Genomic DNA, 24,575 nt, shown 5'->3' with positions numbered 1-24,575 from the left:
GACCGCCACAACGAAGAACCCCGCTCCCTCCAGCAGAGGGGGCGGGGTCTGGGGACTGCTTCAGCGCGTGCGGTGAGGCGCTACTTGAGCACGTTGGTCGAAGGCTCGGAGGGCGGAGGCGTCTTGTCCGCGGGCACGTCGAAGAAGCTGCTGCTGCTGGGCGCGCGCGTCTGCGCCAGGTTGTTCTCCAGCGACTCCGGCACGGGCGGCAGGGCCACGGGGACCATCTCCGCCCGGGCGGCGGCCTGCGCCGCGAGCTTCTTGTTCCGGTAGCGCCGGAACAGGAAGTAGCCCACGCCCAGCACCGCCAGCGAGCCCAGGACGACGACCTGTCCCTCCTTGAGCTTCCCGATGACCATGTCCAGTTCGCCACCGAAGTGGAACCCGAGCCACACGAACACCGGCGCTGACAGCAGCGCGGCCAGTCCGTCCCACAGGATGAAGCGCCAGTACGCCATGCCCACCGAGCCCGCGGTGAAGTACGTCACCGCGCGCACGCCCGGCATGAAGCGCGCGATCATCACGATCTTCTGGCCGTGGGAGATGAACAGCGACTCCACCTTCGCGCGCTTCTCCGGCGTGACGATCTTCGCGAAGAAGCCGCCGCTCTTCGCATCCGGGTTGCGCCCCAGCCGAGACCCCAACCTGCGCCCTGCCAGGTAGATCAGGCTGTCGCCCACGAGGATGCCCAGGAAGCCCACGACCATCATCACCGGCAGGCTGGCCGCGCCCTTGTGCGCCAGGAACCCACCGAGGATGAGCGAGATGTCCTCCGGCAGCGGGACGCCCAGACCACACGCCACCAGGATGGCGAACACCGTCGCGTAGGCGATGAGGCCCTGGGAGTTACCAAGCAGACTGGTGAGCAGGTCTTCCACGCGTCGTTCCGTCCAATCACTTCCCGAAGGGTCGCCCGGCAACCACCCGGGCCAGCCCCTTCAGCACCCAGCCAACAACCGGGTGCGGGTCTTGAAAACTCCAGCCGCCAAGCCTCTCATCTCAAGCGGCCTGGCCCCACCACGAAAGCCCAGCGCTTCGTGGCTTCCTCCCACCCTCGCCCACCCTGTGCTCCAACATGGGGGCCCACCGGTTCCACTTCCGGCGAGGACAGTAACCACATCCCGTGCGAGTGGCAGCGACTCCCTGCCCTTCCGACCTCCTGGCACGAGGTCGAGGCCCTCCACCCAACACCCAGCCTGCCCGAGCCCCGGAAGGCTCAGGTGCTCGTGGACCGCACGACGAGCGTGCGCAGCATGTCCCGGTTCTCCCGTGCCTTGGCGCCGAAGTGGCTGACGATGCCCATCAGCAGCTTGATGCAGGCCTGGGGCTTCTGGGCGAGCAGCTTCTGGAAGTCCGCCGAGCGGATCTCCAGCGCCATCACGTCCGTCTGGGCGGTGGCGGTACACAACCGCTCCCCCTTCTGCACGAGCGCCAGCTCCCCCAGGGGCTCTCCCACGGTGACCTCGCCCAGGGACACATCCTCGCCCCCGGGGTTCCGGGCGCTCAGCCGCACGGTGCCTTCGCCGACAATCAACAACGAGTCACCGGCCTTGCCCTCGGAGAACAGCGCCGTCCCCCTGGGGAAGGCGCGCGACACGGCCGCCGACGCGAAGATGGCGATGCCGGTGTCGGTGAAGCCCTTGAACAGCGGGCAGGCCTTCAGGGTCGTCTCGGGCACGAGAGCCATGGGGGTGTTCCTAACACGCACAACCCGGCGCCGTCAGCGACTCGCGCGGTGCTCGGAGGCGGTCTCGACGTAGTGCAGGGCGGACTGGACCAGGAACTCACGTTCGCCGTCGTTGATGGGGCGCTTCACCTTGCCCGGGGAGCCCACCACGAGCGAGCCCGGGGGAATCTTCGTGCCGGGCGTCAGCAGCGTGCCGGCGCCGATGATGCAGTCGTCCCCCACCTCCACCCCGTCCATCAGGATGGCGCCCATTCCGACGAGGACGCGGTTGCCCACGAGGCAGCCGTGGAGGATGACCCGGTGGCCCACCGTGCAGTCGTCGCCCACCGTCGTGGAGTCACCCTGGCTGGTGACATGCACCATGGTGAGGTCCTGGATGTTGGTGCGCTTGCCGATGCGGATGGCGTTCACGTCCCCGCGCAGCACGGAGTTGAACCAGACGGAGGAGTCCTCGCCCAGCTCCACGTCGCCCACCACGTGGGCGGAGTCCTCGACGAAGCAGCTCGGATGGACGCGGGGGGACACCCCGCGAAACGGCCTCAACGCCATGGTGCGACCTCCGGGAAGACGGCAGGGAACTGCGGGGCGAAGCGTCAGGCCTCCGCGGGCACGTGCAGCGGCACCGGGAGCTCCACCGGCAGCGGCGCCACCGTGGGCTCCTTGAGCACCGCCACCTGCCGGCCCTGGAGCTGGTTGGGCGTGGCGCGCTCGATGTGCACCGTCACGAAGGAGCCCGCGGGAGCGTCCCCTTCGAAGTTGACGGTGCGGTTCTCCGGCGTGCGCCCGAAGCGCTTGGTGGCGTCGTAGCGCGAGCGGCCCTCGACCATGACCTCCACGTCCAGGCCCACCTGGGACTGGGTGTACTCGCCGCTGATGCGCCGCTGGAGCTTCTGCAGGCGCTCCAGCCGGGCCACCTTCACCTCGTGCGGGATGAGGCCCCAGTCCTTCTCGCGCAGCGCCGCGCCCGTCTTGGGACGCGGGCTGTAGACGAAGGAGAACTGGTTCTCGTACTTCACCAGCTCCGTGAGCTTCATCGTCATCTCGAACTCCTCCTCGGTCTCTCCGGGGAAGCCCACGATGATGTCGGTGGTGACGGCGATGCCGGGACGCGCGGCGCGCAGCTTCGCGAGCTGCACCAGGTACTGCTCCACGGTGTAGTCGCGGCGCATCATCTTCAGGATGCGATCGGAGCCGCACTGCACGGGCAGGTGGAAGTGCGGCGCGATCTTCGGCTGGATGCGGAACGCTTCGATCAGCTCGTCCGACAGGTCATGCGGATGGCTGGTGGTGAAGCGCACGCGCTCGATGCCGGGCACCTCCGCGGTGCGCAGGAGCAGTTGCGCGAAGCTGATGCCGCCCAGGTACGAGTTGACGTTCTGGCCGATGAGCGTGACTTCGCGCAGGCCCACGCGCGCCAGATCCGCCACCTCGACGAGCACCTCCGGGAACGCGCGGCTCACCTCGCGGCCACGGGTGTGCGGCACGACGCAGAACGAGCAGACGTTGTCGCAGCCCTTCATCACGGTGACGAACTCGGTCACCTTGCCCCGGGACGTCTCCGCGTCGGCGCGCGGGAAGACGTACTCCTCGGAGTCCACGAAGGCGGTCTCCACCACCCGCTCGCGCGCTTCCTGCACGCGGGTGATGACCTCCGGCAGCTTCGCGATGTTGTCCGGGCCGAAGACGAAGTCCAGGTAGGGCACCTTCTTCAGCAGCTTGTCCTTCTCCTGCTGGGCCACGCAGCCGCCCACGCCCAGGATGGCCCCGCGACTGGCCTTCACCGCGCGGTAGCGCCCGAGCGCGGACAGCATCTTGTCCTCGGCCTTCTCCCGGATGGAGCAGGTGTTGAGGATGATGAGGTCCGCGTTCTCCGGCTCCGGCGTCGGGACGTAGGACATCTTCGACAACGCTTCGCTCATGCGGAGCGAATCGTTGACGTTCATCTGACAGCCGAAGGTGTGGATGAAGTAGCGCTTCATGGTTTGCCTATAGTGAAAACGGGCCCTTATGCGATGACCGGGCGCGGAATGCAACCGGGCGGACGGGCCGGTTCATCCCCGGCTGAGCACCTTCGTGAGCCGGGTGTGCAGGGCGACCAGCACCGGCTCGTGCTCCCGAAGCAGCGTCACCGTGTCCGGACCATACCGCCGGCCCAGGGCCTCCGTGTGCCGCTCCTGCTTCTTCAGCTCGTTCTGGATGCGCTGGCGCAGTGCGTCCACCTCCGCCCCGGAGGTGGCCTCCAGCTCCGTCAGCTTCGACTGGAGGCGCTGGGCGGTCCACCGCCGGCCGCCAAAGGCCCGGAGCACGGAGAGCCCCCACTCCACCGTCTTGAGGGTGAGGCCGCTGTCGGTGAGCGCGGCCGTCTGGGCCCGGGCCATCGCGTCCGGGGTGGCGTCCGACTCCACGTGGGACAGGAAGGTCTCCTGGTAGCGGATCAGGCTGTCGAGCAGCGCCTTGTCCACCGGCTGGGAGGCCATGCGCAGGGTGCGGTCATCGGCGGCGTCGAAGTCGAGGCCGGTCTCCACGTTGGGAACGTCCACGTAGTCATCGAAGAGGGACGGAGCCATGGGGGAACCTCGGGGGAAAGGGTTCAGGCGGGGACGAGTTGATCCGCGATGCGGGCCAGGTCCGAAACGGACGTGACGACCACCGCCTGGTGACAGTGCTTCTCGTAGGTGAGCATCTCGCTGTCGCCGATGCCCCAGTTGCCGCGGTCCTCGGGGCAGATCCACAACAGCCGCTTCGCCTTGCGGCGCAGGTCCTTGAGGGCCCACGCGTTGCTCGCGTTGTAGTTGTTCCGGCCGTCGCCAATGATCATCACCGTGGTGCGGCGGGTGATGCTGCCCAGGTGATCGCGGGTGAAGTCCGCCAGCGCGCGGCCGTAGTTGGAGTTCGCGCTCATGGACACCGTGCGACCGGCGGTCGCCGCGTCGATGGCTTCGCTCACGTCCAGGTCCTTGAAGAAGTGGGTGACTTCCCCCACGTCGGACACGAAGACGAACGAGCGCACGCGCACGAACAGCGACTGCAACGTGTGCATGAACAGCAGCATCATCCGCGAAGCGTTCCGCACGGAGTCGGAGACGTCGCAGAGGACCACCAGCTCCGGGCGCTCGGGCCGGCGCGAGCGGAACTGCGGCACCATGGGGATGCCGTCCCAGGGCATGTTCCGGCGCAGCGTGCGGCGCACGTTGAGGGCGCCCCGGCGGTGCGAGCGCTGCTTGCGGATGAGCCGGCTCTTGAGCTTCTCCGCCATGGTGCGCACGGCGGCCTCCATCTCATCCACCTCCGCCTGGGTCAGCAGGTGGAGCGGCTTCTCCGTGACGGAGTCCGTGCGGCGGCGAATGCGGGCCTCGGACTGACGCTTCACCTCCTGGCGCGCGGCGTCCTCAATCTTGCGCATCGCCGCCGCCACGTGGCGCGAGACGATCTCGATGCCCTCCGCGCTCAGCCCGCGCGCGTGCAGCTCGTCCTCCATGGACTTCAAGTCGGAGCGCGCCCGCTCCATGCCCGCGCCCGCGAGCAGCCGCCGCGTGAAGAACCCCGTCTGGAGCGGGCTCTCCAACTGCCCCAGGTCCAGTTGCAGCGACGCCTGCCGGAAGATCTGCGCCAGCCGGGCGCGATCGCCCGCGAGGATGGCCTGGGCCAGGGGGGACATCTCCGGCGCGAGCAGGTTCATCTGGTAGATGACCATCTTCAGCAGGTCGCCTTCCAGATAGCCCTCTTCCTCCAACTGCTTCGCCAGTGACTGGTCGATGGCCTCGAACGTGCGGGCGGCGCCGGAGAAGTAGAAGTCGAACGCGCGGCTGAAGGTCTCCACGTCCAGCTCGCGCTTCACGAGCGTGGTGCGCAGCACGGCGCGGAACAAGCTCCGGTCCTGGAGGCCCACCTCGGCGGTGGCACGCAGCGCGTCCTGCACCTCGGACGTGCTGACGCGCACGCCATTCTGACGGAGGACCTCGGCGAACTCGACGATGCGTGCGTCCATGGCGAGTCCCTTTCCGTTCCCTACCGTTCGAACGACATGACGGCTTCCACGTGGTGCGTCTGGGGGAACATGTCCACCACCTGGAGCGCCATCGGCTTGTAACCGGCCTCCACCAGTCCCGCCGCGTCCCGGGCGAGCGACGCCGGGTCGCACGCCACGTAGACCACCCGGCGCACGTTCAACGCGCGCATCCACTTCGCCAGTCCCGGAGCCCCGGCGCGAGGCGGGTCCGCAAGGCACACGTCGAAGCTTCGCGCCTCCGCCACCAGCCCGTCGCACACCTTGCGAGCGTCGCCCTGGATGAAGCGCACGTTGCCCACCCCACCCTCCCGGGCACTGCGCTGGGCCAGTTCCACGCCGACCGGCGAGGACTCCACCCCCAGCACCGACGCGGCCGTGCCCGCCAGCGGGAACGTGAAGTTGCCGTTGCCCGAGTACAGCTCCAGCACCGAGTCCGTCTCCCGCGCGCCCAGCTCGTAGATGGCGGAGGACACGAGCCCCACGTTGGCCTCCGCGTGCGCCTGGGCGAACGCATCCGGTCGCAGGTACAGCGGCACCTCCGGCCGCAGCGGCGACAGCGAGCGCAGCACCGGACGGCCCACCAGCCGCGCGGAGCCCTCCTTCGGGACCAGCACCGCGCCCTCCAAACGGAGCGCGCGCACGGCGGCCTCCGCGGCCTCCAGGTGCCGCGCCGTCACCGACCCGGAGAGGTTCACCGCGAACGCGGCCTTGTCCCCCTCCGCCAGCAGCAACACCTCCTCGGTGTCCTTGGCCAGGGGCTTGAGCAGCGGGGCCAGCTTCCCGGGCAGCGCGGTCAGCACCGGCGTGAGCGCGGGACATAGGTCCACTGGAACGCGCTCGTGCGTGCGCCGGCCGAAGTAGCCGAGCGCTCCCTTCCCCGCCCCGTGCAGCACCGCCCGTCGCCGGTAGCCCCAATCCCGGGGCGCCACCATCAACGGCCGTACGGTGAACCCGGTGCGAGGCAGGTGGCCCAGGTGCTCCAGCGTGGACAGGACGATCTCCTGCTTCGCGGACCGCTGGGCCGTCACCGATAGCTCCAGCCAGTCACAGCCACCACAGGCCTCGGAGAGGACACAGCGCGAAGTGACGCGCTCGGCCCCATCCGCGAGCACCTGCCGCAACTGCCCGCGCAGCACGCGCCCGTGCGACTCCAGGAGGACGCGCACGGTGTCGCCGGGGAAGGCGCCGGGCACGAAGACGGTGCGGCCCTCCCATGAGGCCACGCCCTCGCCGAGCTGGCCCAGCCGTTCAATCGTCAATTCAATGGGGGTCTCTGGCAGCGTCAGCATTCAGGCGCTCTGGGGGGACGCCTGGGACGGGCCGCCCTACTTCCGGGTCGTGCTGCCACGCTCGTCCGCCGGCAGGGCTTCCCGCAGGCGCTCCACGAACGCTTCGATGCGCGACCGCTTGTCATCATCAACGTCCACGAACTCCACCGCCATCCCCGGCACTTCTCCGCCGGCTTCAGCGCCCTGCGCGTTGGTCCGCGTCACCTTGCCGGCCAGGTCCACCGGGAAGTTCGCGCCCGGCAGCGACACCAGGATGCGGACCACGGTGCCCACGGGCAGCGGCTGCTGGGTGTTGATGTACAGCCCGCCGCGCGACAGGTTCACCGCCCAGTCCGTCACGAAGCCCGCCACCGTGCGGTACGCCACGGGCAGCTCGTGGTCGATGCGGTGGGCGCGCGGCGCGGGGACGGGATGCTCCGGGGTGTCGGACATGATGCGGTGTGCTCCACTGCTCCAAGGGGGCAAGGTGCCTTCCGTCCCTGGGAACGGAAGCGCACCTTATCCCCGGAGGCTCAGAACTTCATCTCACGAAGGTCGGGCGCGATCTTCAGCTTCGGCTCCGTGAGCTGCTGCACCCGTTCCACCGTCAGTCCGGGCGCCAGCTCCCGGAGCACCAGGCCCTCCGGCGTGACGTCCATGAACGCGTGGTCGGTGACGATGTGGTGCACGCACTTGAGGCCCGTCAGCGGCAGCGAGCACTTCTTCAAAATCTTGGGCTGCCCGTCCTTGTTGGCGTGCTCCATGGCCACGTAGATGCGCTTGGCACCCACCGCCAGGTCCATGGCGCCGCCCATGCCCTTGACCATCTTGCCGGGGATCATCCAGTTGGCCAGGTCGCCCTCTTCGCTGACCTCCATGGCGCCCAGCACGGCCAGGTCGATGTGGCCTCCGCGGATCATCCCGAACGACAGCGCGGAGTCGAAGAAGGCGGAGCCCTTCACCACCGTCACCGTCTCCTTGCCCGCGTTGATGAGGTCCGGGTCTTCCTTCCCCTCCTCCGGATACGGCCCGATGCCGAGCAGGCCGTTCTCCGACTGGAGCACCACCTCCACGCCGTCCGGGATGTAGTTGGGGACGAGCGTGGGGATGCCGATGCCCAGGTTGACGTAGAAGCCGTCTTTCAGCTCCTGGGCGATGCGCTGCGCGATCTGTTCACGTGACAGGGGCATGGCTCAGGACGCCTTCTTGCGGACGGTCCGCCGCTCGATCCACTTCTGGAGGTTCTGCGCCTGCACGATGCGGTGCACGAAGATGCTCGGGATGTGCACCAGGTCCGGGTCCAGCTCCCCCGGCTGCACGATGTGCTCCGCCTCCACGATGGTGACCTTGGCCGCCATGCACATCATCGGGGAGAAGTTGCGCGCCGTCTTGTGGAACACCAGGTTGCCCCAGGTGTCCGCCTTCCACGCGTGCACGATGGCGAAGTCCGCCTTGAGCGGCGTCTCCAGCACGTGCAGCCGCCCGTCGATGATGCGCGACTCCTTGCCCTCCGCCACCTGGGTGCCCGCTCCCGTCGGCGTGAAGAAGCCGCCAATGCCGCAGCCCCCCGCGCGGATGCGCTCCGCGAGCGTGCCCTGCGGATTGAGCTCCACCTCCAGCTCCCCGGAGAGGAACTGGCGCTCGAACTCCTTGTTCTCCCCCACGTAGCTGGCGACCATCTTCTTCACCTGCTTGTTCTGCAGGAGGACGCCCAGCCCCAGCTCCGTGGTGCCGCAGTTGTTGGAGATGATGGTGAGGCCCTTCACGTTCTTCTTGTGCAGGGCCGTGATGAGGTTCTCCGGATTGCCGCACAGCCCGAACCCACCGCTCATGAGGGTGATGTTGTCCGGGATGTCGGCGACCGCTTCCTCCGCGCTCGCGTAGACCTTGTTCATGGGGTCACGCCCTTCAGCGCTCGACCATCAGCGCGATGCCTTCGCCGCCGCCGATGCACAGCGACGCCACGCCCCGCTTCTTGTCCTGGTCCTTCATCGTCTGCAGCAGCGTCACCAGCACGCGCGCACCGGAGGCGCCAATCGGGTGGCCCAGCACCACCGCGCCGCCGCGCACGTTCACCTTGGACGGATCCAGGCCGAGGATGCGGTTGTTCGCGATGGCCACCACCGAGAACGCCTCGTTGATCTCCCAGAGGTCCACGTCCTTGGCGGTGATGTTCTGCTTCTTGAGCAGCGTGTTGATGGCGTCCGCCGGAGCGATGGTGAACTCCACCGGCTTGCGGGCCGCCTGCGCGTAGCCCTTGATGCGGCCCAGGATGGTGCGGCCCTCCGCCTTCGCCCGCTCCTCGCTCATCAACACCAGCGCCGCGGCGCCGTCGTTGATGGAGGACGCGTTGGCGGCCGTCACCGTGCCGTCCTTCTTGAACACCGGCTTCAAGCCCGGGATCTTGTCCGGCTTGGCGTTCTTGGGGCCCTCGTCCTCGGAGACGGTGATGAACTCGTCCGGCTTCTTGCCCGGAATCTGCACGGGGACGATCTCCGCCGCGAACAGGCCTTCCTTCTGGGACTGGATGGCGCGGCGCGTGGACTCCAGCGCGAACTCGTCCTGCTGGGAGCGGCTGATGTCCTGGGAGGTGGAACACTCCTCGGCACACAGGCCCATGTGGACGTTGCCGTACACGTCCCAGAGGCCGTCGTGGATCATCGCGTCCTTGAACTCCACGTTGCCCATGCGAGCTCCGCCGCGCATCGTGTGGCTGATGTAGGGCGCGTTGCTCATGGACTCCATGCCGCCGGCGACGATGACGTCCGCGTCACCCAGGGCGATGGACTGCGCCGCGGCGATCACGGCCTTGAGGCCGGAGCCACAGACCTTGTTCAGCGTGACGGCCGGCACGGTGTCCGGGATGCCCGCGAAGATGGTGGCCTGACGCGCCGGGGCCTGACCCACGCCCGCCTGGAGCACGTTGCCCATGATGACTTCCTGGACGGCCTCCGGCTTGACGCCCGCGCGCTCCAGCGCCGCCTTGATGGCGATGGCACCCAGCTGGGGGGCGGTGAGCTTGGACAGGGCGCCCTGGAAGGAGCCGATGGGGGTACGGGCCGCGCCCACGATGACGACTTCACGAGCCATGGAACTGCCTCCTGGAAGGACCTTCGCTAACAGTGCCTCAAGCCCTTATCACGGGGCGTTTCGGCCGAATCAAATGGAAACGGCCGGGCTCCCACTGGGGAACCCGGCCGCTATTCACGTCACGACGTTGGGCTGATTACTTCTTCAGCTTGCTCGCCATCACGTCGCCCAGACGGGCCTTGGACCCTTCGGCCTGCTTGCGCAGGTACTCGCGGTAGTCTTCGCCCTCGCCGATGAGCGCCTTGATGGACAGCGCCACCTTGCGGTCGGGGGTGTTGATGTCGATGAGCTTCACCTCGACATCCTGGCCCTCGCTCACCACGTCGCGGGGGTTCTCCACGCGCTCTTCCTTCAGCTCGGAGACGTGGACGAGGCCTTCGATGCCCGGCTCGATCTCCACGAACGCGCCGAAGTCGGTGACCTTCGTGACCTTGCCCTTCACGCGGCTGCCCACGGGCAGACGCTCGGACAGGGTCTCCCAGGGATCCGGCTGGAGCTGCTTGATGCCCAGGCTGAAGCGCTCGTTCTCGACGTCGATGTTGAGCACCACCGCCTCGACCTCGTCGCCCTTCTTGAACATCTCGCCCGGGTGCTTGATGCGCTGGGTCCAGGAGATGTCGGAGACGTGCACGAGGCCGTCCACGCCCTCCTCGACGCCGACGAACACGCCGAAGTCGGTGACGTTGCGGATCTGGCCCTTGATGACGGAGCCGATCGGGTACTTGTCCTCGAGCAGCGTCCAGGGGTTCTGCTCGATCTGCTTCATGCCCAGCGCGATGCGCTTGGCCTTCGGATCGATGTCGAGGACGACGGCCTCAACAACCTGGCCGACCTCCAGGATCTTGGACGGGTGCTTGAGACGCTTGGTCCAGGACATCTCGCTGACGTGGACGAGGCCTTCCACGCCCTGCTCGATCTCGATGAACGCGCCGTAGTCCGTGATGGACACGACCTTGCCGCCCACGCGGGTGCCGACCGGGTACTTCTCGTCGGCGCGGTGCCACGGGTCCTCCTGGATCTGCTTGAGGCCCAGGGAGACGCGCTCCTGCGTCGGGTCGAACTTGAGGACGACCACGCGCACTTCGTCACCGACGTTGAACATCTCGCTGGGGTGACCGATGCGGCCCCAGGACATGTCGGTGATGTGCAGCAGGCCGTCGATGCCGCCGAGGTCGATGAAGGCGCCGTAGTCCGTGAGGTTCTTGACCACGCCCTTGAGGACCGCACCCTCCTTCAGGTTCTTGAGGGTCTCCTTCTTCATCTCCTCGCGCTGCTTCTCCAGCAGGACGCGACGAGAAAGCACGATGTTGCCGCGCTTCTTGTTGAACTTGATGACCTTGAACTCGAACTCCTTGCCAATGTACTGGTCAAGGTTGCGCACCGGGCGGATGTCCACCTGGCTGCCGGGCAGGAACGCCTTCACGCCGATGTCGACGGAGAGGCCGCCCTTCACGCGTCCGACGATGGTGCCCTTGACGATCTCATCGCGCTCGCAAGCGGCGGAGATTTCGTCCCAGATGCGCATCTTGTCGGCCTTCTCCTTGGAGAGGACGACCATGCCGGTGTCGTTCTCACGGCTCTCCAGGAGGACCTCGACGGGGTCGCCGGCCTTGACCGTGACCTCACCGCGGGGATTGGTGAACTCGGAGATCGGGACCTGACCCTCGGACTTGTAGCCGATGTCGACAATCGCGAAATCCTTCGTCACCTGCACAACCGTGCCCTTGACGATTTCGCCTTCCTTCAGGATTCCGTCGCCGCCACGCTCCTTGAGCGAGGCCTCGAACATCGCCGCGAAGTCTTCGTCACCGCCGTCGATCTGCTGGTTCACGTTCTGCTGCATGAAGTGGAAGTCCTTGGAAACGGTACAACTGCCCCCTGTTTGAGAGGTGTTCGCAGCCGCCTGCGGGGAGCAACCGGAAGCTGCGGGTGTCCCTCCAATAGGGACCTGAGGCTTTTGTGAGGCCGCGCACCCTAGACACCGGATATTCCGGGAGTCAAGCCGTGCCCCGCCTCATGTGATGATCCGTGGGGGAATCGGACCGGATCTGTCAATCCCGGTACCCGGCATGCCCGCCTGGACGCCCTTCCTAACACCGAACGCGATTTCCGGCAGCCGGAGGGGCTCTACTTTTATGAACGCTCGGCAGAGTCCGCACCCCTCCCACCTCCAGGGTCCCCTGCCCGCCCGCCCGGTGTGGAAAGGGCGGAGCGCCAGGGGCCCGAGGCGGGAATGGAGCCCCGGGCTCCCCGTCCCTACCCCTGCTGTCGGAACGTCTCGCGGGCGATGACCATGCGCTGCACCTCGCTGGTGCCCTCGTAGATGGTCTGCACGCGGGCGTCGCGGAAGTACCGCTCGACAGGGAACTCGTCGATGTAGCCGTAGCCGCCGTGGAGCTGGACGGCCTTGTCGGCCACCTTGTTGCTCATCTCGCTGGCGAACAGCTTCGCCATGGAGGCCTCGCGGGTGAACGGCTGCTTCGCCTCCTTGAGGGCCGCGGCGCGCAGGGTGAGCAGCTCCGCCGCGTCCAACTGGGTGCGCATGTCCGCCATCATGAAGCGCGGGCCCTGGAGGTCCGCCACGGCCTGACCAAAGGCCTTGCGGTCCTTGGTGTAGGACACCGTGGCCCCCAGCGCCGCCCGGCCCACGCCGCACGCCTGCGCCGCGATGCCGATGCGGCCACCGTCCAGCGCCATCATCGCCAGGCGGAACCCGTCGCCCTCCTTGCCCAGGAGGTTCTCCAGGGGGACCTCGCAGTCCTCGAAGGTGAGCCCCACGGTGTTGGACGCGCGCAGGCCCATCTTGTCCTCGTGCTTGCCCACGTGGAGGCCCTTCGCGCCGCCCTCCACGATGAAGCAGGACAGGCCCTTGTTGCCGGCCGAGCCCGTGCGAGCCCAGACGACCATCACGCCCGCGTACGCGCCGGAGGTGATCCACTGCTTGCTGCCGTTGAGCACGTAGCGGTCGCCGCGCTTCACCGCGGTGGTGAGCATGGCGCCGGGGTCGGAGCCCGCGTGCGGTTCGGACAGCGCGAAGGCGCCGACGATGGCCTCACCGGAGGTGAGCTTCGTGACGAACTTCTCCCGCTGCGCGTCGGTGCCCACCGCGTGGATGAGCTCCGCGCACATGTTGGTGACGGCCATGGCCACGGACACGGAGGCGTCCGCGGCGGCCATCTCCATCATCGCCAGGGCGTAGGAGACGACGCCCGCCTCGGCGCCGCCGTACTGGGACGGCAGGTTCACGCCGAGCAGGCCCACCTCCGCCAGCGCCTTGAAGACTTCCGGGTCGAAGTGCTCCGCGCGATCCGCGGCGCGGGCCTTGGGCGCCACCCGCTCCTTCGCGAACTTGCGCGCGGTGTCGCGGATGAGCGTCTGGGTCTCGGTGAGGTCGAAGTTCACGGGCGCGGGTGTCCTGTTGTTATTCGACGGCCTTGAGGTTGATCGGGTACTCGATGGGGTGGTCGCGCCCGTCCGGAGGCCGGGGGAAGTCCAGCACCATCAGGACGGACACCACGCAGTCGTTGAGCCCCGCGTCCTTCAGCGTGCTCTGGGCCCGGTCCACCTTCGCGCTGCGCACGGCGCCCTCGGCGGTGATGGTGAAGGTGGTCATGAGCTTGCCCTCCACCTTCTTGTCCTTCTCCACCATGTGGCTCTCGTAGCACTCCTGGATACGAGGGGCGTTGTGCACCATCACCTGCCGGATGGAGTCCGGGGTGAAGGGCAGCTTGCTGACGTCCAGGCCGTCGTCCTTCGGCGCGGGCTTCTTGGGGGCCTCGTCCGACGGGGTGCCTTCCGGGGCGGGCTTCGTCGCCGCCGGCTTCTTCTTCGAGGACGTGCCCTGCGCCGTGGCCATGGAAGGAGCCACGAGCAGCATCAGCACGGGGATGAGCGCGCGCTTCATGACGGGGACTACTCCTTGAGCAGGTTGGCGGAGATGACGATGCGCTGGATCTCGCTCGTCCCCTCGTAGATTTCGGTGATGCGCGCGTCGCGCACGTGGCGCTCGACGTCCATTTCCTTGCTGTAGCCCATGCCGCCGTGGACCTGCAGGGCCTTGTTGGCGACCCGGCTGGCCATCTCGCTGGCGTACAGCTTGGCCATGGCGCTCTCCGGGCTGTGGCGCTGGCCCTTGTCCTTCATGAGCGCCGCGCGCCACACCAGCAGGCGGGCCGCGTCGATCTCCATGGCCATGTCGGCGATCATGAACTGGATGGCCTGGTGGTCGCGGATGGGCTTGCCGAACGTCTTGCGCTCGCCCGAGTAGCGCACCGCCTCCTCGAAGGCCGCGCGCGCGATGCCCAGCGCCTGGGACGCGATGCCGATGCGGCCACCGTCCAGCGTGGACATGGCGACCTTGAAGCCCTCGCCCTCCTTGCCCAGGCGGTACTTCTCCGGCACGCGCATGTCCTCGAAGAACATGGAGCAGGACCAGGCGGCGCTGATGCCCATCTTCTTGTCGGGCTCCGCGCGGGTGAAGCCGGGCGTGTTGGTGGGCACGAGGAAGGCGGTGATGCCCTTGTTGCCCGCCTCGCGGTTGGTCATCGTGATGAGCACGATGGCGTCGGCCTTGGGGCCGTTGGTGATCCAGTTCTTGGAGCCGTTGATGACGTATTCGTCACCGCGCTTCACGGCCACGGTCTTCTGGGCGGCGGCGTCGCTGCCGGCCTCCGGCTCCGTGAGGCCGAAGCAGCCGAGCTTCTCACCGCTGGCGAAGGGCTTGAGGAACTGCTCCTTCTGCTCCGGGGTGCCGAACTTGGAGATGGGGTCGCAGTAGAGCGAGTTGTTCACGCTCATGATCACGCCGGTGGAGGCACAGCCTCGGCTGATCTCCTCCATCGCGATGGAGTAACAGACGTTGTCCAGGCCCGCGCCGCCAAACTCCTCCGGCACGGCGATGCCCAGGAGCGAAAGCTCCGCCAGCTTCTTCACCGCGTCCGAGGGCCACGCGTGCTGTTCGTCCCACTTGCGGGCGTTGGGGGTGAGTTCCTTGGCGGCGAACTCGCGGCACAGGCGCTGGATCTCGCGCTGGATGTCGGTCAGCTCGAAGTTCATGGTGGGACTTCCATAGTATGGGCCCCGCCCTGGGGCTACTTCGAAGAAGGCCCGGCATCCTCGGGGGCAGGAATCCGGGTCCCGAAGAACATCGCCAGGGGCACCGTCACGTCGAGGGACACGTCCGTGCGAGCGCCCGCGTCCGTCCACGCCCGGCGCACCACCACCGACACCGTCCAGGGTTGGGTGTCCCGGTGCCGCTCAATCAAGTCGTACGTGAGTCCCACCCCGGCCACCCCACCCTTCCCGTCCCCGCCCCAGACGCCTGCTCCCTCGGCCAGGACGCCGAAGCGGGACGTGTCCGGGAAGGCCGACACGCGGGCCCCGGCCAGCAGGCGGAACGTGCTGGGCCGCAGCCGGAGCTGGGGCTCCACGAAGGGCGACACGATGAGGGTGGGCCCCGGCACGTCCAGGGGCGGCGTGGCCCAGGGGTGGATGGGCCAGGACAACACCCAGTGCGCGCCGTCACCCCACTCCCGGCGCAGATCCGGGATGAGCGGCTCCAGGAAGCACAGCGTGTAGAGACACAGCGTGCGCTTCCAGGAGACCAGGGCCGGGGCCCGCTCCAGCTCTTCGGACCGGGCTTCGAGCTGGGAGGCCGGCGGGACTTCGGCCTGGGACTGAGCCCAGGCCTGGGGCGCGACCAGGAAGCACAGCAGGCTTCCGGCCGCGACCGCGTGCTTCACGTCACTTGCCCTGGAACGCGGCGGGACGCTTGGCGAGGAACGCGGCCATGCCCTCGCGCTGATCCTCCGAACCGAAGAGGACCGCGAAGCCCTGGCGCTCCAGTTCGTTGGCGGAACGCAGGTCCTGATCCGCGCCGTACTCCACCACGCGCTTGGCCTGGGCCACCGCGAGCGGACCGTTCTTGAGGATCCTCGCGGCCACCGCGCGGCAGTGCTCCATCAGCTTGTCCGCGGGCACCACGTCCAGCACCAGGCCGATCTCCTTGGCTCGGGCCGCGTCGATGCGGTCCGCCGTGAAGAGCAGCTCCTTCGCGCGGGAGCGGCCGACGAGCCGGGTCAGCCGCTGCGTGCCGCCGAAGCCCGGGATGACGCCCAGGGTGACTTCCGGCAGGCCCATCTTCGCCTTCTCCGACGCGTAGATGAGGTCGCAGCCCAGCGCCAGCTCCAGCCCGCCACCGAGCGCGAAGCCGTTCACGGCCGCGATGGTGGGGATGGGCAGGTTCTCCAGCGACTGGAAGACGTGGTGTCCCAGGGCGGAGAACTCGCGCGCCTGGGCGGCGGAGATGGTGACCATCTCCGCGATGTCCGCGCCCGCGACGAACGCCTTGTCCCCACCGCCCGTGACGATGAGGGCGCGGGTGTCGTCCTTCAGCGAGCGCAGCGCGTCGTCCATCTCATGGAACGTCGCGCTGTTGAGCGCGTTGAGCGCCTTGGGGCGGTCCACCGTGAGGACGGCGATGGGGCCGTCCTTCTCCAACCGGATGTTCTCGTAGGCCATGTGCGTCGAAGCTCCTGTGTCGGGTGGGGACGACTAGTACTTGTAGAAGCCGCGGCCGCTCTTCTTGCCGTACCAGCCCGCGTCCACGTACTGACGCAAGAGCGGGCACGGACGGTACTTGGAGTCGCCCAGGCCCTTGTGCAGGACCTCGGCGATGTAGAGCACCGTGTCCAGGCCGATGAAGTCCGCGAGCTGGAGCGGGCCCATGGGCTGGTTGGTGCCCAGCTTCATCGCGGTGTCGATGTCCTCCACGGTGCCCAGGCCCTCCATCAGCGCGAAGCAGGCCTCGTTGAGCATCGGGATGAGGATGCGGTTGACGATGAAGCCCGGGTAGTCCTTGGAGACCACCGTCGTCTTGCCCATGCGTTCGGCCATGGCGCGGATGGTGGCGTACGTCTCATCGCTGGTGGCCGCGCCGCGGATCAGCTCCACGAGCTGCATCACCGGCACAGGGTTCATGAAGTGCATCCCAATGACGGACTCGGGGCGCTTCGTCGCCGCGGCGATGCGGGTGATGGGGATGGAGGAGGTGTTGGTGGCGAGGATGCCGCCGGGCCGCACCACTTCGTCCAGCTCCAGGAAGATGCGGCGCTTGAGGTCCTCGTTCTCCGTGACGGCCTCGATGGCGACGTCCACGTCCTTCGCGTCGCGCGCGCTGGTGAACGTGGAGAGGTTCGCTTCCGCGGCCTGCTGCTTCGCCGCGTCCAGCTTGCCCTTCTCCACCAGCTTCTTCAGGCCGGCCTTGATGCGGTCCGCGCCCTTCGCGAGGCCGTCCTTGTTGACGTCCACCAGCGACACGCGGATGCCCGCCTGGAGCGCCACCTGCGCGATGCCCGCGCCCATCTGCCCTGCACCGACGACGACGATGTGTTCCGTTGCCATGGCGACTTCTCCTGTGTCGGCGGCCATAACGCACGCCCCCAGGAGGGTCAACGACTGGTGGCGGGCAGACGCAGCTGGCGGACGATGGCCTCACCCTCGCCCACCGACACCCGCTCCTCCAGGCGCACCCGCTGTTCGCCGTCCCGCATCTTCAGGAACAGGAGCGTGCGGAAGGTGCCCTCCGGGAGGTTCATCTTGAACGTCACCTCCGGGGGCGGGCCGCTGGTGAAGAACCGCTCCTCGCGCTTGAGGATGTGCTCTTCCGGATCCAGCACCTGGAGGTCCATGGCGCGCACGTCGCTCCAGCCCGCGCCGTCGAGCTGGAGGATGAGCTGTCGTTCCGGGACGTCCGTCGCCCTCCACAGCCACAGACCCACCGCCACGATGGCGATGAGCGCCAGGCGCTTGGGCAAGGGATGCGTGCGCCAGGTTCCGCGCGGCTTCGCGGGCACCGGGGCCTGGGGCTCCGGGGCCGGGGACGGCTGTTCGGGAACTTCCGCCACGTCCCTACTCCCGCTTCGTTCGCTTGGAGGCGGGACGGCGCGCGTTCAGCTCCGTGATGACCACTCGCGCGGAGGGCGGCGGCTCCGCGGCCTTCTTGCCCTTGGGGGCTTCCGGCGGCGGCTCTTCTTCCTTCTCCGACTTCTCCGACGGAATCAGTCGGATCTGCGCCTTCACCTCCACCGTCATGCCGGAGAGCAGCTTGAGGAACTCATCGCGCAGCTTCTCCGACTGCATGAAGCGGCGCATCTCCTCCGTGACGACGCGGGAGATGTCGTCCTTCGTCTTCTCCGCCTGGGAGAGGATGAATCCCAGGGCCTCCTTGGGGAGTTTGAGCTGACCCGCGAGCGAGCGGATGCCCTCCTCCGTCATGAAGACCGCGCCCATGCCGGCCACCGCCATGCGCCGCACGAAGTCCGGCACGAAGCCCCCCGAGCGGCTTTCACGCCCGGGCTGCTGCTCCGATTCGTCGAACAGCGGATCAGGCGGGAAGTCGTCGTTGCCGGCGGGGGCCATGCGGTCTCCTTACGGGTTGGGCACTACCGGGCCTGCATCACCGGCAACGGCACGCTCTTCATCGTCTGCGCGGACACACGTCCGGCCACATTCCGGGCGATCTCCTGGAAGGCCTTCGCCTCCAGGCTGTCCTTCGCCCCCGCCACCACCGGTACGCCCAAGTCTCCCGACTCGCGCACCTTGAGGTCCAGGGGGATCTCCCCGAGGAATGGGATGTCGAACATCTCCGCCGCCTTGCGCCCACCCCCGTGGTTGAAGATGTGGGTGGCCTTGGAGCAGTGCGGGCAGATGAACTGGCTCATGTTCTCCACGATGCCCAGCACCGGGATGTGCACCTTGTCGAACATCTGCTTGGCGCGCACCACGTCCGCCAGCGCCACGTCCTGCGGCGTCGTCACCAGCACCGCGCCCGCCGCGCGCACCGACTGGGACAGGGTCAGCGCCACGTCACCCGTGCCCGGGGGCAGGTCCAGGACGAGGTAGTCCAGCTCTCCCCAGTTCACGTCGCGCACCAACTGCATCAGCGCGCCGTGCAGCATGGGGCCACGCCAGATGAGCGCCTGATCCGCCTCCACCAGGAAGCCGATGGACATCACCTTGATGCCGTGCGCGATGAGCGGATCCAACGTCTTGCCGTTGGGGCTCACCGGACGCTTGTCCGCGAGCCCCGTCATCAGCGGCACCGACGGGCCGTAGAAGTCCGCGTCCAGCAGGCCCACCTTGGCGCCGTGCTGCGCGAGCGACACCGCCAGGTTCACCGCGACGGTGCTCTTGCCCACGCCGCCCTTGCCGGCGCCCACGAGCAGGATGTTCTTCACGCCCGGCAACAGCGCCCCGCCGCCACCCGAACCGCCCGCGACGCCACGCACCTGGGCGCCCCATTCGATGTCGAAGGACTTCAGGCCCGGCACCGCCTTGAGCGCCGCTTCCGCGTCCGCCTGGATCTTCCCCTTCATGGGACACGCGGGCGTGGTCAGCTCGATCTTCAACTTCACCGTGTCGCCCGTGACGCGTACGTCCTTCACCATCCCGGCCTTCACCAGGTCGATGTGCAGCTCGGGATCGATCACCTTCGACATGGCCGTCATGACATCGGCCTGTGTGACGCTCATCGGGACACCTGAAACCTTTTGAAAACGGGCGTTTGCACGTTTGAAGGGGGGCGGAGATTGCCAGCACTCCGGGGGCTGTCAACGTCGTTTAACGCGAGGGCCCGGAAGATGCATCGGCCATCGCCGCGGACCTACCGAGCCCGGCTTCTGGCCCTCATTCGATGGCCGCCACCCGGTACTCCCCGTCTTCCAGCACCAGGCGCACGGCCCGGTCCTCCCCCAGCGGGAACAGGGCCTCGCCCGCCGCCACGCGCACGTGGGTTTGGAGGGACAGTCGGGCCCGGCGCAGGCGCTCCTTCGCCAGGGGGTCGCGTTCGAAGTCCTCGCGCAGGCGCTCCGGGGTGTAGCGGGCGCGCAGCGGAGAGGCGAGCAGGCTCCATGCTCCCTTCCAGTCGCGCGACTCCACCTCGTCGAGGAACTTCTTCAGCGCGGCCCGGGGCACATCCGCCGGACGGGACTCCACCACGCGCCAGTCCTCGCCCTGGCGGGCCAGGGTGACGGACGGGGCGCGGGCCTCCAGCACACCCGTGCCGGTGCGCACGGCGGCGGCGCGTTCGCGACGGGTGGCCTCGTTGGAGAACTCATCCAGGAAGGCGACTTCGCCCTCTGGTCCCCCGGTCGTCAGGCGGTAGGCGTCCGAGAGACGGTTCTCCTCCAGCGCCTTCGCGTACGCCTCCGCCACGGAGGCCGGTTCGCGCGACGCGGTGGCGCAGGCGGTGCCCAGGAGCAGCAGACTTAAAGGAGCAAGGCGCGGCATCACTGGCGCGGCAGGGTAGACCCCGTGCCTGGGGGGAGCAATCTCTGGACGCCTTGGCGCGTCGTTCATGTGCCCTGCCCTTCCTGGCGCTCGCCTGTGCGGCCGGACAGGTGGGGGCTTCCCGCGCCTGGGGGCCGTCAGCGAATCCGGAGCAACTGGACCACCCAGAACACCAGATCGCCCCACTCCGGGCCCTCGCGGCCCACGGTCAGGTCAGGCAGGGCCTCCGGAGACCGATGCTTGGGCAGGCTCGCTCCCGACACGGCGCCCTTCGGGCGGTGTTCGCCGCAGTAGATGTCGCCGTCCCAGGCCCAGGCCTGGCTCACCGGCACCGGGAGGCCACACTGGACGCAGCCAAAGGGAGACGACAGGCCATAGCCCCCGGAGGGCGAATGCGACGGTGGCAACGGGGCCGTGGCGCCCGGGGCCATCCACGGGTCGGCGCCTCCGTCCGTGGCGGGGGCGACCTCCCAGCCCACCCTGGAGCCGGACGGTGGCGCCTTCGGAGCCTCCACGGTGGCGTTTTCGAGCGTTTCGAACTTGCCCGCGTCCAACCACGCGCCGCCGCACTGCACGCACAGGTCCACCGTGCAGACGCGCGCGGACACCAGCCCGAGCCTCGCGCCACAGCCCGGACAGGCCACGGGCTCACTGCGACACGTGGCACAGCTGGCCAGGGCGCGCGGCACCAGATGTCCTCCGGCGCGGCACCGGGACGCGGCGTTCCTCGCGGTGCCCATCAGCGGCTTGAGCGAGGGCCGGTCCGGAAAGCGTTCCAGCTCTCCCCGGTCGAAGAACAGGCCGTGGCAGCGCGGACAGATGTCCACGTCCACGTCCGAGGCCTGGACGACGTTCAACGGCTGGCTGGGGCACACCGGGCAGGAGCGGGCCATGCCCCCATGTTAGTCCAAGCGCCGGAAAGACCCGAGTCCCCAGAGGCTCCATGCCGCGGTGCAGAAGGCATACGTGGTCGGGTGCGCCGCGGCCGTCAGCAGCTTCAGGAGCGACAGCCTGGAGCGGGCCCCGCCGCCGTAGCGGACGATCTCGAAGTCGTCGGAGGACTCGCGCGCCTCGTCCATCGCGTGGCGACAGACCTCCTCGAAGCCACCAATGCGATCCACCAGCCCCGCGTCCCTCGCGCGCAGCCCCGAGTACACCCTGCCCTCCGCGCGCTCGTGGATCTCCTCCTTCGTCCGGCCGCGCGCCTGCGCCACCAGCTCCAGGAACGTCTGGTAGGACTCCTCCACCTCGCGCTCCAGCGCGACGCGCTCGTGTGGCGTGAAGCCCCTGGAGTTGGAGGCGAACGCCGCGTTCTCCCCCCGCGTCAGCGTGGTGCGCTGCACGCCCAGCTTCTCCAGCAGGCCGCCGTATTCGAACTTGCCGATGAAGACGCCAATGGAGCCCACGATGGCGTGCGGCGCGGACCAGATCTCCTTCGCGCCGATGGCCGCCATGTACCCGCCGCTCGCGCACAGTTGATCCACGTACGCGATGACCGGCTTCTGCTTCGCCACCCGCTTCACCGCCTCCAGCATCTGCTCCGACGCGAGGCTTGAGCCTCCCGGGCTGTTCACCGCCAGCACCACCGCCTTCGCCCTGGGGTCGCGCCCCGCCTTGCGCAGCGCCTTCACCACCGTGTCCGCCGCCGCGAACCGGCCCGCCCCGCCGCTGCCCGGGACGATCATGCCCGCCACGTCCACCACCGCGAGCCGGGGCCGGCGCCGCAGCTTCCTCCAGCGCACCGGAGGGAAGGCCTGCGTCGCCAGGTACGCGCCGAAGGTCGGCACCGGGGTCTCTTCGCCGCCGCGCTTCTTCGACTCCAGGCCCAGGTGCGCGCCCAGGTCCGCCTCGTGGACCAGCCCGTCCACCAGCCCCGCCTCCAGCGCCCGCTTCGCGCTGTAGGGCCCGGCGTCGATGAGGGCCTTCGCCTCCTCCGGCGTCTTGCCGCGCGACTGGGAGAGGGCCTCCACCAGCGCGGCGAACCGTTCGTCCAGGAACGTCTCCAGCGTCTGGCGCTGGATGTCGGACACCTTGCCGTCCGTGAAGAACTCCGGCGCCGTCTTGTAGTCACCCCGGCGGGCGAAGTGGGCGTGGATGCCCACCCGGTCAAAGGCCTCGCCCAGCACCGTGGCCTCCGCCGCGTAGCCCACCAGCTCCACGCGCCCCATGGGAGCAAGCAGCACCTCGTCCGCCGCGCCGAGGGCGGGGTACTCGTTCGTGTCCACCATCACCGCCCAGGACACCACCCGCTTGCCGGCGGCCTGGAAGTCCGACAGCAGCGCCAGCAGGGCCTCGCGCCGGGCGTCCGTCAGCGACACCCCCTCCACCTCCAGGAGGATGCCCTCCACCTTCGGGTCGGCGGCGAGCAGCCGCAGCGCCCGGCCGAAGTCCTCCAGCGAGGTGACGGTGGCGGGCTCCACCGGAGGCCCTCCCAGACGGAAGCGGGGGCCCCGGCGCGGCCGGTACGGCAGGCTCCCCGCAAGCCGGAAGCGGACCCAGGCGGGTCGTTGACGCACCGCCATCAGACGAAAGGGCAGGCCCAGGAGCAGGCGCAGCCCGAGGAACAGGTTCGCCAGGAGGACGAGGGGAAGCCGGAGCATGGGGCGCGGGTAACGGCCCAGGTGGTGTGAAGCAACCCCTGTTCATCGCGAAGGGAGGCTCTGTTAAGCTCAGAGCCCATGTCCTCCCCCTCGCTCCCCCGGCTTGTTCTGATCCTCGCCCTCGTCTGGGGCGGCGCTGTCATGGCCCAGCCCCAGCGCCGTCAGCCCCAGGACTTCCAGACCCGCAAGGAGTTGACCCAGGAAGAGAAGGACGCCGCCAAGGCGCGCGCCATGGGCAACAACCTCTCGGGTTATCAAAAGGACGCGAAGCCCAAGGAGAAGCCCATGCCGTGGCGGGCCATTGGCCTCGCGGGCATCATCTTCGCGGTGTGTCTGCCGTTCGCCATCCGCGCCTACCGGGGCACGGTGAAGGACATGGCCACCGCCAATACCTTCGGTGCCCACGACGGCGACGAAACCTAGCGGCCGTCCAGGCGCCGTTTTCCGGCGGCGCCTTCCGAAGCTTCAGGCCGGGCGGACTTCCACCGCCCCGCCCGGCTCCACGCGGATGTCCACGGGCAGGAACCGCCGCAGCACCTCCGCCTGGGTCGTCAGCTCCCCCGTGACACACGCGGTGGTGAAGCGCGTGATGCCCGGCGTCACCGGCCCCAGTCGCCCCGACGCCAGGAGCGCCGCCGGCAGGAGCAGCTGCTCCGCCAGGTGCTCATCCAGCGCCCCACCCGTCTCCATGAACCGGGTCAGGGCTTCCGCCGCCCGGCGGCCCACCGCTTCCGCATCCAGCGCCCGATCCCCCAGCGACGTGAAGGCCGCGACGGTGTGTTCGAACTGCGCCAACACGAATGTCACCGTGCCCTGCGAGCGCGTCACCGGCAGCGGCCGGTTGTCGGCCTCCGCCAGGATGCCCCGCTCGCGCAGCGCGGCCACCGCGGCGCGCGACTGACGCTCCGCCACGCCGAAGGGCAGCCCGCCCACGAAGGACATCACCCGCACCTCGCGCAGCACGCCTCGCGCGGGCAGGTCCACCCGCAGCGGCGGTTCCTCCGGGGCGCCCACCTCCGCGGTGAACTCGCCCGCGCCCTCCGGGTAGAAGCCCGCGTGCGTGAGCGACAGTTGCACGGGAAACCCGTAGGCGCGCGCCACCGGCAGCCATGCGCCGGTGAGCGCATGGAAGCTGGGGCTGTTCTGGAGGTGCGTGGCGCCTCGGAGCGTGAGCCGGCCTCCGCCCGCCAGCGCCAGCGGGTACACGAGGCACTGGAAGAGCAGCGGCGTGCTGCCCGCGGTGCCGACCTCCAGCAGGTAATCCCCCGCGCGCACCGGGCCAGGGGTGAAGCGCATGTCGGACGCGCCCACGGCGGCGCCCTCGCTGGTGCTGGTGCTCAGGGCCTCCGCGCCGCGCACATAGGCCAGGTGCTGGGGCCTCAGGCCCGGCGGCTCCCGGTGCTCACGCAGCCGGGTGAGCTGGAAGGGCCGGCCGGTGATGAGCGACAGGCACAGCGCCGAGCGGAGGATGTGTCCCCCTCCCTCCCCCATGCTTCCGTCGAGCAGCACCAGCCCGGAGTCGGTCCGGTCGTGACCGGTCATGTCCCTCCCGTCATGGGTCGAAGGCGGAAGGCGTGAAGCGCTCCCGCCAGGCGGCGCGCGAGCGTAGCAGACCCCGCGCGTCCGGCTGGTGA

The 24,575-nt window shown here is 68.7% G+C and carries 26 protein-coding genes; 1 reads left to right on the top strand and 25 read right to left on the bottom strand.

From position 1 onward, the window contains the following. Positions 1-80 precede the first annotated feature (80 nt). The 24 genes from OV208_RS10225 to sppA form a co-directional block, all read right to left on the bottom strand. The gene (locus OV208_RS10225) at positions 81-878 is read right to left on the bottom strand and encodes a DedA family protein (protein WP_267573648.1); all 798 of its coding nucleotides are present in this window, start codon (positions 876-878) and stop codon (positions 81-83) included. Between the two features lie 338 nt (positions 879-1,216). Further along, positions 1,217-1,687, bottom strand: coding sequence for a cyclic nucleotide-binding domain-containing protein (locus tag OV208_RS10220; RefSeq protein ID WP_267573647.1), 471 nt, complete (start codon positions 1,685-1,687; stop codon positions 1,217-1,219). A gap of 33 nt (positions 1,688-1,720) precedes the next feature. Then, positions 1,721-2,236, bottom strand: a complete 516-nt coding sequence (locus OV208_RS10215; protein WP_267573646.1) for a gamma carbonic anhydrase family protein — start codon at positions 2,234-2,236, stop codon at positions 1,721-1,723. 44 nt (positions 2,237-2,280) lie between these two features. Beyond that, a complete protein-coding gene (gene miaB / locus OV208_RS10210; protein ID WP_267573645.1) occupies positions 2,281-3,666 on the bottom strand; it encodes a tRNA (N6-isopentenyl adenosine(37)-C2)-methylthiotransferase MiaB in 1,386 nt (461 codons plus the stop codon). 72 nt (positions 3,667-3,738) lie between these two features. Further along, the gene (locus OV208_RS10205) at positions 3,739-4,254 is read right to left on the bottom strand and encodes a hypothetical protein (protein ID WP_267573644.1); all 516 of its coding nucleotides are present in this window, start codon (positions 4,252-4,254) and stop codon (positions 3,739-3,741) included. 23 nt (positions 4,255-4,277) lie between these two features. Next, positions 4,278-5,675 (bottom strand): vWA domain-containing protein, encoded by a 1,398-nt coding sequence (locus OV208_RS10200; protein WP_120538131.1) that lies wholly within the window; start codon positions 5,673-5,675, stop codon positions 4,278-4,280. 20 nt (positions 5,676-5,695) lie between these two features. After that, complete coding sequence (locus tag OV208_RS10195; protein ID WP_267573643.1) at positions 5,696-6,985, bottom strand: class I SAM-dependent RNA methyltransferase; 1,290 nt, start codon at positions 6,983-6,985, stop codon at positions 5,696-5,698. A 36-nt stretch (positions 6,986-7,021) separates the two neighbouring features. After that, entirely contained in the window at positions 7,022-7,417 is a 396-nt protein-coding gene (locus OV208_RS10190) for a PilZ domain-containing protein (RefSeq protein WP_120537927.1), read from the bottom strand. 80 nt (positions 7,418-7,497) lie between these two features. Further along, entirely contained in the window at positions 7,498-8,154 is a 657-nt protein-coding gene (locus OV208_RS10185; protein ID WP_267573642.1) for a CoA transferase subunit B, read from the bottom strand. Between the two features lie 3 nt (positions 8,155-8,157). Further along, entirely contained in the window at positions 8,158-8,859 is a 702-nt protein-coding gene (locus tag OV208_RS10180) for a CoA transferase subunit A (protein WP_120544586.1), read from the bottom strand. Positions 8,860-8,872: 13 nt separating this feature from the next. Then, positions 8,873-10,054 (bottom strand): thiolase family protein, encoded by a 1,182-nt coding sequence (locus tag OV208_RS10175; RefSeq protein WP_267573641.1) that lies wholly within the window; start codon positions 10,052-10,054, stop codon positions 8,873-8,875. A gap of 136 nt (positions 10,055-10,190) precedes the next feature. After that, complete coding sequence (locus OV208_RS10170) at positions 10,191-11,897, bottom strand: 30S ribosomal protein S1 (RefSeq protein ID WP_120537923.1); 1,707 nt, start codon at positions 11,895-11,897, stop codon at positions 10,191-10,193. Positions 11,898-12,310: 413 nt separating this feature from the next. Next, positions 12,311-13,456 carry an acyl-CoA dehydrogenase family protein gene (locus OV208_RS10165; protein ID WP_267573640.1) on the bottom strand — a complete coding sequence of 382 codons (1,146 nt, stop codon included), beginning with the start codon at positions 13,454-13,456 and terminating at the stop codon, positions 12,311-12,313. Between the two features lie 19 nt (positions 13,457-13,475). Then, a complete protein-coding gene (locus tag OV208_RS10160; RefSeq protein WP_267573639.1) occupies positions 13,476-13,958 on the bottom strand; it encodes an AgmX/PglI C-terminal domain-containing protein in 483 nt (160 codons plus the stop codon). A gap of 8 nt (positions 13,959-13,966) precedes the next feature. Next, positions 13,967-15,109 (bottom strand): acyl-CoA dehydrogenase, encoded by a 1,143-nt coding sequence (locus OV208_RS10155; protein WP_267573638.1) that lies wholly within the window; start codon positions 15,107-15,109, stop codon positions 13,967-13,969. Between the two features lie 35 nt (positions 15,110-15,144). Further along, the gene (locus OV208_RS10150) at positions 15,145-15,795 is read right to left on the bottom strand and encodes a hypothetical protein (RefSeq protein ID WP_267573637.1); all 651 of its coding nucleotides are present in this window, start codon (positions 15,793-15,795) and stop codon (positions 15,145-15,147) included. A gap of 1 nt (position 15,796) precedes the next feature. Next, positions 15,797-16,573, bottom strand: coding sequence for an enoyl-CoA hydratase-related protein (locus OV208_RS10145; protein WP_267573636.1), 777 nt, complete (start codon positions 16,571-16,573; stop codon positions 15,797-15,799). A gap of 33 nt (positions 16,574-16,606) precedes the next feature. Further along, positions 16,607-17,455: a 3-hydroxyacyl-CoA dehydrogenase family protein gene (locus OV208_RS10140; protein WP_267573635.1), complete on the bottom strand. Its 849-nt coding sequence runs from the start codon at positions 17,453-17,455 to the stop codon at positions 16,607-16,609. A gap of 47 nt (positions 17,456-17,502) precedes the next feature. Continuing rightward, on the bottom strand, positions 17,503-17,958 hold the full coding sequence (locus OV208_RS10135) for a hypothetical protein (RefSeq protein WP_267573634.1): 456 nt from the start codon (positions 17,956-17,958) through the stop codon (positions 17,503-17,505). A 4-nt stretch (positions 17,959-17,962) separates the two neighbouring features. After that, entirely contained in the window at positions 17,963-18,472 is a 510-nt protein-coding gene (locus tag OV208_RS10130; RefSeq protein ID WP_267573633.1) for a hypothetical protein, read from the bottom strand. A gap of 23 nt (positions 18,473-18,495) precedes the next feature. Then, complete coding sequence (gene apbC, locus OV208_RS10125) at positions 18,496-19,584, bottom strand: iron-sulfur cluster carrier protein ApbC (RefSeq protein ID WP_267573632.1); 1,089 nt, start codon at positions 19,582-19,584, stop codon at positions 18,496-18,498. A 154-nt stretch (positions 19,585-19,738) separates the two neighbouring features. After that, positions 19,739-20,341: a hypothetical protein gene (locus OV208_RS10120; RefSeq protein WP_267573723.1), complete on the bottom strand. Its 603-nt coding sequence runs from the start codon at positions 20,339-20,341 to the stop codon at positions 19,739-19,741. Between the two features lie 137 nt (positions 20,342-20,478). Further along, on the bottom strand, positions 20,479-21,234 hold the full coding sequence (locus OV208_RS10115) for a zf-TFIIB domain-containing protein (RefSeq protein ID WP_267573631.1): 756 nt from the start codon (positions 21,232-21,234) through the stop codon (positions 20,479-20,481). Between the two features lie 9 nt (positions 21,235-21,243). Then, positions 21,244-22,941, bottom strand: a complete 1,698-nt coding sequence (sppA, locus tag OV208_RS10110; RefSeq protein ID WP_267573630.1) for a signal peptide peptidase SppA — start codon at positions 22,939-22,941, stop codon at positions 21,244-21,246. A gap of 141 nt (positions 22,942-23,082) precedes the next feature. On the opposite strand from sppA, the gene OV208_RS10105 reads away from it, so the two are divergent. After that, positions 23,083-23,364 (top strand): hypothetical protein, encoded by a 282-nt coding sequence (locus tag OV208_RS10105; protein WP_324291364.1) that lies wholly within the window; start codon positions 23,083-23,085, stop codon positions 23,362-23,364. Positions 23,365-23,406: 42 nt separating this feature from the next. On the opposite strand, the gene rtcA is transcribed toward OV208_RS10105, so the two are convergent. Beyond that, on the bottom strand, positions 23,407-24,483 hold the full coding sequence (gene rtcA, locus OV208_RS10100; protein WP_267573628.1) for an RNA 3'-terminal phosphate cyclase: 1,077 nt from the start codon (positions 24,481-24,483) through the stop codon (positions 23,407-23,409). Positions 24,484-24,575 lie beyond the last annotated feature (92 nt).

It is taken from the genome of Corallococcus sp. bb12-1 (assembly GCF_026626765.1).
Classification (GTDB): domain Bacteria; phylum Myxococcota; class Myxococcia; order Myxococcales; family Myxococcaceae; genus Corallococcus; species Corallococcus terminator.
The sequence above is the reverse complement of the archived record's forward strand: the minus strand, read 5'-3'. Positions and strand labels throughout refer to the sequence as shown.